Here is a 13493-nt window from a genome sequence, read left to right as displayed (position 1 = left end):
CTGTATTTGAATATGTTGTAGTATTAGCTGAAAGCGAAATAATAGTACTAAAACCACTGCTTGCTGATAAAGAACGCTGAAGGACAAAACCTGTTTCATTCGAAGAATTGTCAGACATGGGTAAGATTGAGTCAGATGGATCCCGATGCGGTAGCTGTAAGATTGGAAGGAACGGCGGGTAGGGTAGGAGCGCCTGTTTGTGGTAACCTGGCAGTAGTGCCTCAGGCTACAAAATACCCTTGTTGTCAGTTCCAAAATCAAGGTCATATGCATATCCGCCGGAAATAGTTGCTGTCCATGCTGATGTGCCATCACTGTTAACTTCATGCAACAGCCTCTGAAATAATACTGGCTCAAGATAGGCTGCATTTGATGCATCCAGTTTCATCATGGCATGTGATAACAGATTATAAGAAGGACCATCAGCATCCAGGTTTTGCCACAAAACATTGCCATTAATATCGAACTTCATAAATGCAGCACCAGCAGTTCCGGAATTAGGGAATCCGCTGATTACAGGATTATTATCAGTTCCTGTTTCTACCCGAAACCCTGCAATAGGATTAATTTTCTCCCAAATTAATGAACCAGCCGGAGATATTTTTTTCAGTATACTTCCAGTGGCACCAGTTACATATTGACCATTAATAAGTGTAGATTCCCGAAAACATCACCGGCAGCATCACCCACTGTTAAGCTATTTATGCCGGCAAGGTTCCAGATATTATTTCCATCCAGGTCGATTTTTGCATAGCCATTTATGCTCCCATAAATCGATCTGCAAGAAATAAGTAGTTTATTATCAGGTGTAAACTTAAAATTCACAGGTACGCCAATCCCTGCATTATCAATATATGACCACAATGCATTCCCTGATGAGTTAAACTTTTTGACTTTGCAGAGCAGTCAGGGAGTTGCGTAGGTACATAAATATTATCCTGTGCATCAATCAAACATTTTTGTGGAGAGGGAACCATCAAAATCGACTTCACTTTTTCTCTCCATAATAAAGTTCCAGATGAACTAAACTTCCTTAAGAAGCTGTTGGCGTTGGTTAAATACTTCCTGATCAGTTGTCCCTGAAACAATAACATTTCCCTGGCTGTCTGTCTCAACCCAGGTAGCAACCTCATGCCTGGTTGTATTAGTATTATCATAAGCCACCTCCCATAAAATGTTTCCATTTTGGTCCCACTTTGTAACAGTAATATCTCCTGCGGCATTATAATCCCAGTTTGCAGTATAAACGTTGTTCAATGCATCCGTTGCAGAGGCTACTCCTCCTGGATAGTTTGCCCATAAAACAGTTACCTGCGCCTGGACATAAAACCCTGCCAGTAGCAATGCAATTAGAAAAATTTTTTTCATACAATAATTTTTAGGTTTTAGGTTTTTGGTGAATTATTCCATGCATTCAATTTGCAAATTCACTTCTCTGATTAATTGTGAATAACGTAAAAAGCATCATAGCAAGACAGCAATACTGAGCTTTCAGTTATATTGCTTCTGGATAAATACAAAGGTAATTCAAATGGAAAGTCTGTTCAGTGACTAAAGTTACACCGGCATAATTATCTCAATAGTATCATTATGTTGCCTGAGTAAATGCTGATTTTCGAGTTTCTTGATCAGGCGGCTTACAACTTCTCTGGCCGTCCCTAATTCAGCAGCAATCTCTTTATGAGAAATTCTGACATGGTTTTTTCCTGTTAATCTTGCTTTTACGCTCAGGAAATCAAGTAATCGTGTATCAAGTTTATGATATAAGAGTCCATGAAAATTGAGCAAAAGCTCAGAATAACGAAGTTCATACTGTTCATAAAATAAAAGGTTGATCCTTGGTAATTCAATAACCCATTTCGATATCTTTTCCATTGGAATGAGCAGCACAGTGCTGTTTTCTTCAGTGTTGTACTATTTTACTCTTTTTTTTTTTTTAAGGCCTGATGAAAAGGACATGATGCAACTTTGTGCTGGCTGAATATAATAAAAGCAGGGTTCTTTTTCTTCAAATTGGGTAATTACTTTCACCAGTCCGTTGATGACTATAGGAATAAATTTAATATACTGGCCATTTTTAAGCAATTCAGTTTTCACTTCAACCTCCTTAACAATCCCAATATCAAAAATCTCATTGAGAAGTTCATCCCCCAGGAAATATAGTGTTTTCTTCAATGATGCTTTATCATTCATCAGCTCATACAATTAGGAATAGGATACTCATATACAAATATAACTGATTTTAAATTGAACCAACATTGAATTCAATATCAAAAACTGTAATATATCTATGTTTTTGTTATATTAGTACAGATGCGAAGAGTGCATACAGAGGTAAGGTCTACTAAAAGTCGAAGACCTTTAGTTTTACATTATTATACAGAATTTGAAACAAAAAGTCTGGCAGCAAAAGAGGAGTACTTCTACAAGACTATTAATGGTTATATCTTTCTGAAAACTAAAGGAATTATTTGATTTTCACACTGAGCTTAGTCTACATCAAACAATTCAACTTGCCTATTCAATAATACTTCCTATTTTTGCAACTGTTTATTACTAAGGAGATGCCAGAGTGGTCGATCGGGGCGGTCTCGAAAACCGTTGACCCCGCGAGGGGTCCCAGGGTTCGAATCCCTGTCTCTCCGCTGATTCAAAAAGTGAAAAAACGCAAACCACTGAAAATGAGTACTTTTTCAGTGACTTGTTCTTTTTAGCGAGGCAAAAAATGGCTATTTAAGGCTATATTTAAAGTGGAGAAGAGGCGGATATTTTCAAAAAATACAATGTCTACCGAATAGAGCCTTTTTCATAGAATATCAGTGATTTGCTTTGCAGAAACTTGCTCGAAAAATATAGTTTTGCTAACCTAAATTACATTACTATGTCTTGAGTAACATTCTCTGTAATCTACTACATTAACCGTAAAAAGGTCAGAAAAAATCATTAAAATTGCCCCCTTTCATTTTGTGTAATCGGAAGAAATAAGGGTCATAGATATAGGATGGACTATAACCACTTTTGTTCCCACTTTCCCATCTGGTTGCAAACACATCTTCTCTGCCCTTGAAAAGGGATTTGAAGATTATTAATTTCTGTGTCAATGAATCTATGAGCACCATTTAGAATTTAAAGAAGATTTAAATTTTCTCTATCAATTCGTGTTTTACTAATTCACAAGCAACCAGAGGATTATAATCTATACCTGGGCGAAGAATAGCATGCATATCGCTGGAAAATTCCTTATCCTTCATCTTTTCATCCAAATTATTTATAAACATGTTAGAGGATGGAGACTGGCCTTCTGAAAAACTCATATATCCTTTGTAGCACTTGATCAAGTCATTAGAGTGAATGTTATAATGGGTTAGTGCCCAATATAAATCAAACAGGTCCCTTCCTTTTCTTCTTTGATATAACGCTCTTAGTTTTGTCCCTAAGAGTTCTTCTAGTGTGAATGTAGTCAGTTGACAGCCACCTGAAAACCACGAGTTCTCCATTTGAAAAGTAAATTCCTGTAAACCAAGGATGTTAAAATGTTCCCGGGTGTTGATCTCTATTTTTAACCTCATATTAATAACCGGCTGAATTTCAGTTTCAAACCGATATAGGATCGTATTGTTATGGATGTGTTGCTTTACCGTCCTTTTGGTCCCCAGGAATGAAAGTTTTTCCCGTATTCTTTTTAATACCGGACTTATAGGTCCTTGTTCTATTTGTACCAGGTCAATATCTTCGGAATATCTCGCCTGTGGTTTCATAAATAGCTTATGTAAGGCGGTTCCACCTCTAAATGCCAGGCTATTCTTAATTAAATCATCGGAAAATAATTCAACCAAAGACCTTTCAATAATCAAATCCTGTTCAATTTGAGCATTTGTTTGCCATGGCGCTCTTTCCTGCCATTCGTAAATAAAAGCTCTTGGTATCATATTTCATCTTCGATATTAGAATTCACAATCAACTTCCATTTTTCATTCCATATCCCAGTTTTGTCAGTTGAAGATTTCAAAAACACTTTTTTCATGCTTTCAGTAGCCAACTTATTCTCAAAAATACTTGCAAGCTTGTCATTCATTAGGATATGTTCAGCTATAAATCCTGCACGTTGAAATGTGCTTACAGGGAAGTCAATCTTAACCGCTTCTTTCATCCTGGTTATGCTTATGCTCTCCGATAATTCTCTAAGGACTGAAATAATTCGGTTGAAACCTCCAATGCCCTGTTCAAAATAAATCAGATCAAGAAAAGTAAGTTCCTTATTTGAGATCTTAAAGTAACCTGTATCTGTTTTTTTTTCTTCAATTCCAGAAGTAGAGAGAATCTTCTTTTCTGAGAAATTTATCAGGGTGTTCTTGCTTTTTATCGTCCGTGGTTTTGGAGATTGAGTCAAAACAAAGAACTCCTGTGGCTGCTGATGAGCCGCTCCATGGAACATAGCTGCACTTATTAACCCTACATAATACTTCTTTGCCAGGTACCTCATTAGTTCATCTATATACAACTCTACAGGAATTGAACCCATTTTCTGGTACTCGACGGGAATCACTGTATAAAACCCTCTTCTGATATTGATCACCTCACCTTTATCCCGGAGTCTATCAAGATCCTTTCTTATATTCTTAACTGTCTTGGGAACTTTTTCGATGAGTTCATCTATCGTAAAAGCATATCTGCCGTTGCTACGTATAACCTGCAGAAAATCATTCGTGTGTTTAATCGAACCATTCATAGTAAGATCGTTTCTAACAGCATGCAATATACCCTTTTTTTCGGGGTTTATTGCAAGTGGATTATAGAATTATATTCTTATTGATTAAATGAATACGTTTCCGGGGATTTTTGCGATAATCATAGTATGTAAAGGCATTAGCCAGGTCAGTAAACTGCCAGTTTTCGAAAAAATCAGAAAAAATATTGTGTTTCAGGAGCAGGATGACATTGACGCTTTAGGGAAAGCGGTTGATAGCTTTGAGAAGCCATTTTAATCGCTTGATAATGAGGGATTGTTCCCATGTATATGTGTGGAGTCATACGAGCGAGAAAAGTGCAAAACTAATGGTATAAGTCAGAGAAAAGGAAGGTCTCCAAATATTCAGTGTTTTAATCTTATACCGAAGCTAAGTAGTTTTCATTTTTTATTCTGCCGCATCTTTCTGCATTACGCCTATCTAGCAGATTTGCGTTTACAGATCCGGTAAGAAGGACCATAGATTCACATCATATAAAGAAATTCTTTGTATCTTAGTATTTTATGCAAACTGAAATCATTTCTGTATGTTGTATGAGTAAACACATACATCAGATTAATTAAATGAAGATATATATCAAATATATGGTCTCAATCCGATGCAAAATGCTGGTGAAATCGGAGTTGGAGAAACTGGGACTGCAATTTGGTGTAGTAGATTTAGGTGTTGTGGATATAAAGGGTTCATTAACTGATGAACAACATGCTACACTGAAATCTGCCTTGTTGAAATCCGGTCTCGAATTGATGGATGACAAAAGATCGATTCTTATTGACAGGATAAAAAGCCTGATTGTTGAAATGATTCACTATTCGGATGAGATGCCAAAGGTGAAAAATTCTGAATATATCAGTGAAAAGCTGAACATGGATTATACCTATCTCACTAATCTGTTTTCAGAAGTAACGGGTGTTACTATCGAACAATATATTATTAATCATAAAATTGAAAAGATTAAAGAATTTTTGCTCTACGATGAATTGAGTATTACTGAAATTTCATATCGACTGAATTATAGCAGTGTTGCACATCTTTCCAATCAGTTTAAAAAAGCAACAGGCCTGACTCCTTCTTATTTCAAATTGCTTAAAGGCAAGAGAGTTGAAGCAGGAAATGTGTGAATCATGCAACTGTTTTCTGTAATCATGTAATAACTTAAGTGTTTCAGGGTTGCACCTTTGCAAAGTGAAACCTGCTTTACTTATCAATTTTGGTGAAGCAGCCATGATCTGCCACATTGTGGCGGATGCCACTTTTAAATTGAAATACATGAAACCATTGAAAATTGTATTAGCAGGAATAATCTTTTTCCTTGCAGGGGCTTCTCATGCACAAATTGATGTTAATATTACTATTGGTTCTCCACCTGCATGGGGACCTGTTGGGTATAGTGAAGTAGAGTATTATTACCTCCCCGATGTCCAGGCCTATTATGATGTGCGAACTTCAATGTTCATCTACAATTCCCGTGGTGCCTGGATTCATAGATCCTACCTTCCATACAGATACAGGAATTATGATCTGTATCATGGCTATAAGGTTGTTTTAACTGACTATCATGGCAAAACTCCTTATGTACATTATGGTGAACATAGAAAGAATTACGGTAAGGGTTATAAAGGATCACATCAGAAAACGATAGGTGAACGTCCCTCAAATCATAACTCCAGAGCTACCAGGCACAATGTAAGAAGCAAATCAAACCATGACCAGGGTAGAGATGCCAGGCACTCCAATGATTCCAGGGGGAAACATAATTCAGGTAAAAAAGGTGGTAAAAAGAAATAGTGCAGTTGACATTTCTACACATTTAACACTCAATTGAACTTTTCGAAGAAACAGGATTTTGAAATGAAGGACATTATAGTTGTTGAAAAATCGAAAGCAATGAGTATAGCCGAAACTATCGAATATGTTAAACATTCGGTAGTGATAAAACCTATACTTAGTAAAGTCACAGGTAACATTAGTACTATTTCTTTTGATGCCGGTGAATCCTTACTCGAGAAAATAATACCCTTTGACAGGTTTGTACAGATTATAGAGGGTATTTCAGAGATTGTCATTGATGGAGTGTCATTTAATTTAAGGGTTGGACAGTCTATCATTATTCCCGCTCATTCTTCCTATCTGCTGAAAGCTAATGTGCGGTTTAAAATGATCTCTACGATCATAAAAAGCGGATATGAATAAGATCTAATCAACTTAATTTGAATACCATGAAAAAGAAAAATATTATTCTGCTAGGGATAGCTGTGTCATTATACATGATTATCTCACAAAATTATTGCTTCGCACAGGGGAGGATTGCTGATTATCGCGACATGATCCAACTGGGTGTGAAAGTGGGTACTAATTACTCCAATGTATATGATACTAAAGGAGAAGAGTTTAAAGCCGATCCTAAGTTTGGACTTGCAACAGGTGTATTTGTAGCCATTCCTATTGGAAAATACCTGGGATTCCAACCTGAAATTCTTATCTCACAAAAAGGATTCCATGCTACTGGTAAGTTCCTGGGAATCTTATATGATTATACAAGAACCACAACTTATGTAGATGTTCCTCTATTGTTTTCACTAAAACCAACGCCATTCCTGAACCTGGTGGCAGGGCCCCAGTATTCTTACCTGCTGAAACAAAAAGATGATTTTGATGGCTCTTTTTTTACGATCCAGCAGGAGGAAGAATTTAACAATGATGATCTCCGTATGAATACCTTGTGTTTTTTGGGAGGACTGGATATTGACCTGAATAATTTTGTAATCGGTACAAGAATGGGTTGGGATCTTTTTGACAACAATAAGGACAATACGACCACAACGCCCCGATACAAAAATGTCTGGTTCCAGGCTACAGTTGGCTACAGATTGGTAAACAACTGAAATAGATTCATTTAAAAGAGTTATTTGAAGTGTTAATTTAAATACATGAAATCGTAAACCATGAAAAAAATAGGCTTTATTATGCTTGTTGTTCTTTTTTTCCTTGGAACAACTTTATCGGCACAGAAAGGAGAACAACATGGAAAAACCTTGAATCTCGGATTGGGGATTGGCGGTTACTCCGGCTATTATGGATATTTAGCACGTACATTGCCGGTCTTCCACATTAATTATGAATTTGATGCTGCCAGGAATTTTACGTTGGCACCCTTTATTACCGTGTTCTCTTACAGGGGTGATTATTATCGTGAAACGGTTATTCCACTGGGTGTAAAAGGCTCCTATTATTTTGACCAGGTGTTTGAAGCCGGTCCTGCATGGGATTTTTACCTGGCCGGTTCACTGGGATTTGCAATCAGAAACGCAAGCTGGGATGAAGACTACCATGGAGACAGAGATTATTATCATAGGGCGAGTCCTTTATTTCTTGATATTCATGTAGGTACAGAATATCATTTCAATAGCAAAGTCGGAATGTTTCTGGACTTGTCCAGCGGTGTTTCAACCATTGGGCTTGCAATCAGGTAATTGAAACAGAAAGGCAAGATTCTTAAATAAACACAGTACTAATACATAAATATCATGCCAATAGTTACCATATTAATCATTCTTGTAGTTGCCGGTGTTTTGCTTTGGCTAATCAATACTTACATTCCAATGGATAATAAGATCAAAACGATTTTGAACGTTGTGATTGTAATTATCGTTATCATTTGGCTCCTGAAAGCATTCGGAGTTTTTGATGATTTGATGAATATCAGGGTATAAATATAGCCGGTGTAAATGCTTGAAGGACTGAACAGGTGCTACACGAGTTTAATTAGTGTATGTACCTTTCAGTTCGTCAAGTAACTCTTTGAGGTTCACTGTAGCATAAGTGGATGCATGGTTGGACATTGCATAGGGAATAATAAGGTCCTGGTTGTGGATGATAGAACCACAGGAGTAGATAACATTCGGGACATATCCATCCCTTTCTGTTTCGCTCGGTACTATTAAAGGAGTGGATAATCTTCCTATCTCATTTTCAGGATGCTCAAGTTCAAACAAGGATGCGCTGATCACACATTTTCTCATCGGTCCGATGGCATGTGTTATCACCAGCCAGCCTTCATCAGTTTCTATAGGAGAGCCTGCATTTCCAATCTGCAGAAGTTCCCAGGCATATTTAGGTACCTGGATCAGTTGAGCATCCTGCCAGGTATAAATATCATCCGAATAGGCGATATAGTTATTTACCCCATCAATTCTGCATAACATAGCATATTTCCCATTGATTTTACGAGGGAAAAGAGCCATTCCGCTACTCCTGGCTATTGTGCCGGATAATGGCTGAACATTAAAATGGTAAAAATCGGTGGTATATAGAATTTTAGGCATGATGTTGATTCCATCATTGGCAGAAAGCGTTGCAAAGTAGGTCACTTTCCCGTTTTCATCTTTAAACTTCACAAAGCAGGCATCTTCAATTCCTTTTTGTTCTGTTGGGGAAATCGGAAAAATTACCCTTTCAGAGATGGCGGAATCCATAGAGAAGTCTATTTCATAATAAGCAGAAGCCAATCCAATCATCTGGTTCATTTGCAACTCATTAGAAGAGGAGGGTAGGGCTTTTTCTTCAGCCAGGCAATGTTCAAGTTCCTTAAAAGTAAAACTATCGCCTAACTTGTCAAGGATACTGCCAAGAGTGAATTCATGGCCATTGTGTTGTAGTTCAGATAGTTTTGCCTGAAAGGAAACCTTGTTAAAGACGACTTGTTTAACAATATCAGCCTCAGAAAGTAGTTTTCCGACCGGTTCGAGGGTGAGATTATTTTCTTTATCCAAAATACCATTTCGATACACAATAGAAGAGATATGCCCTTCTCCAGTTGCCCTGAAACTAAAAATAACCCTTTTTTCACCGCGTCCTATCCCTGATTGATCGGGATCTTCAAGTAAAGAAGGATTGTAGAAAGCAGCAGATTCAACCGAATATTCCATCGTAAAATAGGATCCAATCAATACTTTCCTTGAATAGTTAAGCTGATCTGCTGATATTCCATCCACTGGAAACAAGCTTTGCAGTTTTTCAAAATGTTTTTCAAATATCCTGGAAATATTCCGATGTCGGGTAGAAAAATCCCTAAGTAATTGATTCATAGATGAATTGACTTCCGAATCCGACATTAAAAGTACTGATTTAATGATCTCGATGCTTCTTTCGTTGGTGGTTTTAAGGAAGCGTGGAATGATTCTGCTGGAGTCGGGTGAGAATTGAATGTCTTTCCTGATAGCTGTTACTTGCATCCTAGTAGTTGTTAGTTTAGGTTCACTAATAGTTAATTGAAATTCAGTGAATTAGTAATTGATTTATAATGAAAAAAATGAATATTTAGTGAACATTTTTTACAAACAGGACATCCATGCAATTTACTTTTCATCACTGGCATTCCCGGAGTTTTTTAACACTTCCAATAATTCCTTCAAATCGACTGTAGCATAGGTTGAAGAATGGTCTGACATAGCATAGGGGATGATAAGGTCATCATTATGAACAATGGAACCACAGGAGTAGATTACATTAGGGACATATCCTTCTCGTTCTGATTCACTGGGCATCATTAAGGGGTCGCTGAGCCGTCCAATCTCTATTTCAGGATTATTGAGATCAAATAATGAGGCACCCAGGGTGTATTCGCGCATGGAACCGACCGCATGTGTAATAACCAGCCATCCATCCTTTGTTTCAATCGGGCTTCCTGCATTTCCAATTTGTACCAGTTCCCAGGGGAATTTGGGGCGCTGAAGGATTTTTGCTTCCCTCCAGATATTGATATTATCAGAATAGGCGATATAGTTATTCACTCCATCAATCCGGCAGAGCATGGCATATTTCCCGTTAATTTTCCTTGGGAAGAGTGCCATCCCTTTATTCTGGACGATCTCTCCATTAATGGGTAATATTTTAAAGTTATAGAAATCAGTTGTGCTGATCAGCTTAGGCATAATGGTAATGCCATCATAGGCTGTGTAGGTAGCATAGTAAGTGATTTCCCCGTTATCGTCAGTAAATTTTACAAACCTGGCGTCTTCAATTCCTCTTTGTTCGGTGGCAGAAACAGGAAAGATTACCCTTTCAGAAATGGCTGAATCGATGGAAAAGAAAATCTCATAATGAGAAGATGCTAACCACATCATCTGGTTAATGATTTTTGCCTGTTCTTCGGTGATCCCTGGTTGCTTTCTGAATTTTTCGATATTCATCATCAATTCACCATAGGTAAATTCTTCAGGAAGCTGATCCATGATAAAGCCGGGAGATGTCGTAACGGGTTTTAAAGGTAAAACTTCCGGACTTCCTACAATAACAGGGGGAATGATGTTTCCCTGATCCGGTTTTTCATCATGTTTATCCAGGATAGCAGGGGAGATCGCATTTCCATACTCTTTCATCTCTTCAAGCTTTTCCTGGAATGATTTTTTTTTATACGCATTCCTTTTAATGACATCAGCTTCAGCAAGCATTCTGCCCACTGGTTCCAGGGTAAGGTTATTGTTTTTATCCAGCACTCCTGAGCGGAAGACAATGGATGAAATATGTCCTTCACCTGTAGCCCTGAAACTAAAAATGACTCTTTTTTCATCAGGTCTCGTTTCTGACTGATCGGGGTTTTCCACTACAGAAGGATTGAAGAAAGCTGCAGATTCAATGGAATATTCCATTGTAAAATAAGAACCTATTAATGCTTTCTGAGCAATAGACAGATCCTCTTCATTCACTTCAATTTTTTCAAAGACCGGTTCCAGCTTTGCAAAATGTTTTTCGAATATTTTGGAAATATTCCTGTGCCTTCTTGAATAGCCCCGCAATAACTGGCTCATTGCAATATTTACATCCTTTTCAGGCATAGCAAGCACTTTCCTTATGATGTCAGCCGATCGCTCGTCATTCATATAAAGGAAGCGGGCAATAATCCTTGAAGGATCCGGGGAAAAAGTAAACTTCTTTCTTATTACCTCAACTTGCATGATTTCAATTCTATAACATTGTGAAAAGAGGAAGGATTACTCAGGCTTTGAGGCAAATGAATCAGAGAAAAAAGCAGTAAACACACAACAGAAGAAAAGAACCTTTACTTGTAGTTTGAGAAATATTATTCTCTGACAACTCAGGTGGAGGATCACACAAAAGTACGTTAATAATCAACAAGTGTGAATTATATAAGTAATTCCAAAAGTTATGTAAGACTTGAGGCGGTAATCAGAAATACCTTTGTTTTGATCGTAAAAATCCGCCTTAATGCGGACCAACAGCAGAGGCTAAAAGTACTCATAAACATTTGCTTCGAGTCCAGGGATTTTCCAGGAAAGATTCTGGATTTTTACAGATACATCGACTTCATTTTACTTAACAAAACTAACATCATGGGAAATCTACTTTATGTCATAGCTGTCATTCTGGTAATTGGATGGGCAATTGGCTTTTTCGCTTACAGTGCAGGATCAGTGATTCATTTGTTATTAGTCATTGCTCTAATTGCAATAATTTTCAGAATTATCCAGGGAAGAAAAGTAGTTTAATTTAATTAATCAAGTAACCTCAAAAACAATGAAAAAACTAGCAATTTGCTGTTTATTGGCAACAGGATTGTCATTATCAGTTTTACCATTTCAAACAGCCGCTTCAACCCCAGCTCCATCTGTAACGATGGAAGCACCTAAACCTCCTGTTTCTCCCCAGGCTAAAGCTCTTTTACTCCGGCTGGATGAAATAAAGGCTATGGATAAATCCGAACTTAAAGCCTCTGAAAAAAGAGAACTCAGGAAAGAAGTCCGGTCGATTAAACAACAACTCAAGGAAATGGGCGGATATATTTATATATCTGTAGGAGCTGCACTTCTGATCGTTTTGTTACTTATCATCTTATTATAAACCTTGTAAAGCTAAAAATTATGAGTACAGGTAAAATATTATTGGGCATAGCAGCAGGAATTGCTGCCGGTGCATTATTAGGAATTCTCTTAGCTCCTGACAAAGGGAAAAATACCAGGAGAAAAATCGGTAAGAAAGGTGAAGACTATGTGGATGCTGTCAAGGACAAGATCAGTGAATTTATGGATACAATTACTGAAAAATTCCAGGCGGTTAAGGAAGAAGTTGAAGATTACACCTCTCAAACGAGTAACCCTGTTGCAGGTAATCCAAAAGAAGAAAAAACTGCATAGAGAAGGCAAGTTTGCTTGTGGTTTTATTCATGAGACTTTCTTAATGTAATAAATTCATTAGCAGAGCAGCTAAAGGCTTAGCCGAATTACCTGGAGAAACGAACTCATGAGGTATCCCGTCTCGTCATTTTTGACGAGACGGATTCCTATCATATCTGTGAATATTCTAAAGTTTGGAAAGCAATTGAATCGTTGGTTTCGGCTCATGATCACCATTACTACTTAAAATCCAATTTTCAATGTCTGCCACATGGAAGAAAAAGAAAAATTAATAGAATCGCTACTCGAAAAGTCAATTGATTATGGAAAAACTTCATTTGAGTTAGTCAAGCTTAAAGTTCTTGATAAAACTTCAAATGTAGTTTCTTCATTTATTCCACATTCGGCAGTTTTTTTCCTGGTGGCTTCGTTTATGCTTTTCCTGAATTTAGGATTGGCACTGTGGATAGGAGAGCTGCTTGAGAAAACTTATCTAGGCTTTTTCGTAGTTGCCGGTTTCTACTTTATAGTTGGAGTCATTATTCATGTGTTTCTACACAAATGGCTCAAGAGAACATTTCGCGACTACATTATTAAACAAGTACTTAAATAA

19 protein-coding genes and 1 tRNA gene are annotated in these 13493 nt (G+C 37.3%); 11 read left to right on the top strand and 9 right to left on the bottom strand.

Annotated elements, in window-relative coordinates; all coding sequences use genetic code 11:
- Positions 1-226: 226 nt before the first annotated feature.
- The 5 genes from IPH84_01835 to IPH84_01815 all read right to left on the bottom strand — a co-directional run bounded on the left by IPH84_01835 (position 227) and on the right by IPH84_01815 (position 2193).
- Positions 227-472, bottom strand: coding sequence for a hypothetical protein (locus IPH84_01835; protein MBK7171982.1), 246 nt, complete (start codon positions 470-472; stop codon positions 227-229).
- A gap of 158 nt (positions 473-630) precedes the next feature.
- Positions 631-864, bottom strand: coding sequence for a hypothetical protein (locus IPH84_01830; protein ID MBK7171981.1), 234 nt, complete (start codon positions 862-864; stop codon positions 631-633).
- Positions 865-1023: 159 nt separating this feature from the next.
- Entirely contained in the window at positions 1024-1368 is a 345-nt protein-coding gene (locus IPH84_01825) for a hypothetical protein (GenBank protein ID MBK7171980.1), read from the bottom strand.
- Positions 1369-1557: 189 nt separating this feature from the next.
- Positions 1558-1875, bottom strand: coding sequence for a Crp/Fnr family transcriptional regulator (locus IPH84_01820; protein MBK7171979.1), 318 nt, complete (start codon positions 1873-1875; stop codon positions 1558-1560).
- Positions 1876-1914: 39 nt separating this feature from the next.
- Positions 1915-2193, bottom strand: coding sequence for a hypothetical protein (locus IPH84_01815; protein MBK7171978.1), 279 nt, complete (start codon positions 2191-2193; stop codon positions 1915-1917).
- Positions 2194-2558: 365 nt separating this feature from the next.
- Here IPH84_01815 and IPH84_01810 point away from each other — a divergent pair.
- A tRNA-Ser gene (locus IPH84_01810) sits at positions 2559-2642 on the top strand.
- A gap of 495 nt (positions 2643-3137) precedes the next feature.
- Here IPH84_01810 and IPH84_01805 read toward each other — a convergent pair.
- Both IPH84_01805 and IPH84_01800 read right to left on the bottom strand, forming a co-directional pair.
- Entirely contained in the window at positions 3138-3929 is a 792-nt protein-coding gene (locus IPH84_01805) for a nucleotidyl transferase AbiEii/AbiGii toxin family protein (protein MBK7171977.1), read from the bottom strand.
- Positions 3926-4729: a type IV toxin-antitoxin system AbiEi family antitoxin domain-containing protein gene (locus IPH84_01800; GenBank protein MBK7171976.1), complete on the bottom strand. Its 804-nt coding sequence runs from the start codon at positions 4727-4729 to the stop codon at positions 3926-3928. Before IPH84_01800 ends, IPH84_01805 begins: the two co-directional genes overlap by 4 nt.
- Positions 4730-5311: 582 nt before the next feature.
- On the opposite strand from IPH84_01800, the gene IPH84_01795 reads away from it, so the two are divergent.
- The 6 genes from IPH84_01795 (at position 5312) to IPH84_01770 (ending at position 8461) form a co-directional block, all read left to right on the top strand.
- Entirely contained in the window at positions 5312-5869 is a 558-nt protein-coding gene (locus tag IPH84_01795; GenBank protein ID MBK7171975.1) for a helix-turn-helix transcriptional regulator, read from the top strand.
- Between the two features lie 148 nt (positions 5870-6017).
- The gene (locus tag IPH84_01790) at positions 6018-6536 is read left to right on the top strand and encodes a hypothetical protein (protein MBK7171974.1); all 519 of its coding nucleotides are present in this window, start codon (positions 6018-6020) and stop codon (positions 6534-6536) included.
- A 63-nt stretch (positions 6537-6599) separates the two neighbouring features.
- Positions 6600-6941, top strand: a complete 342-nt coding sequence (locus tag IPH84_01785) for a cupin (GenBank protein MBK7171973.1) — start codon at positions 6600-6602, stop codon at positions 6939-6941.
- Positions 6942-6967: 26 nt separating this feature from the next.
- Entirely contained in the window at positions 6968-7633 is a 666-nt protein-coding gene (locus IPH84_01780; protein ID MBK7171972.1) for a PorT family protein, read from the top strand.
- Positions 7634-7693: 60 nt separating this feature from the next.
- Complete coding sequence (locus IPH84_01775) at positions 7694-8221, top strand: hypothetical protein (protein ID MBK7171971.1); 528 nt, start codon at positions 7694-7696, stop codon at positions 8219-8221.
- A gap of 54 nt (positions 8222-8275) precedes the next feature.
- Positions 8276-8461: a hypothetical protein gene (locus IPH84_01770; protein ID MBK7171970.1), complete on the top strand. Its 186-nt coding sequence runs from the start codon at positions 8276-8278 to the stop codon at positions 8459-8461.
- 48 nt (positions 8462-8509) lie between these two features.
- Here the strand turns inward: IPH84_01770 and IPH84_01765 are convergent, their stop codons facing one another.
- A complete protein-coding gene (locus tag IPH84_01765) occupies positions 8510-9982 on the bottom strand; it encodes a glycoside hydrolase family 130 protein (GenBank protein MBK7171969.1) in 1473 nt (490 codons plus the stop codon).
- Between the two features lie 123 nt (positions 9983-10105).
- Complete coding sequence (locus IPH84_01760; GenBank protein ID MBK7171968.1) at positions 10106-11557, bottom strand: glycoside hydrolase family 130 protein; 1452 nt, start codon at positions 11555-11557, stop codon at positions 10106-10108.
- 543 nt (positions 11558-12100) lie between these two features.
- On the opposite strand from IPH84_01760, the gene IPH84_01755 reads away from it, so the two are divergent.
- The 4 genes from IPH84_01755 to IPH84_01740 all read left to right on the top strand — a co-directional run bounded on the left by IPH84_01755 (position 12101) and on the right by IPH84_01740 (position 13493).
- Positions 12101-12256, top strand: coding sequence for a lmo0937 family membrane protein (locus IPH84_01755; protein MBK7171967.1), 156 nt, complete (start codon positions 12101-12103; stop codon positions 12254-12256).
- A 28-nt stretch (positions 12257-12284) separates the two neighbouring features.
- Entirely contained in the window at positions 12285-12608 is a 324-nt protein-coding gene (locus tag IPH84_01750; protein ID MBK7171966.1) for a hypothetical protein, read from the top strand.
- A gap of 20 nt (positions 12609-12628) precedes the next feature.
- Complete coding sequence (locus IPH84_01745; GenBank protein ID MBK7171965.1) at positions 12629-12901, top strand: YtxH domain-containing protein; 273 nt, start codon at positions 12629-12631, stop codon at positions 12899-12901.
- Between the two features lie 250 nt (positions 12902-13151).
- Entirely contained in the window at positions 13152-13493 is a 342-nt protein-coding gene (locus tag IPH84_01740) for a hypothetical protein (protein ID MBK7171964.1), read from the top strand.

This window comes from Bacteroidales bacterium (genome assembly GCA_016707785.1).
Lineage (GTDB): Bacteria > Bacteroidota > Bacteroidia > Bacteroidales > UBA4417 > UBA4417.
This window is presented reverse-complemented; position numbering and strand designations above follow the sequence as displayed.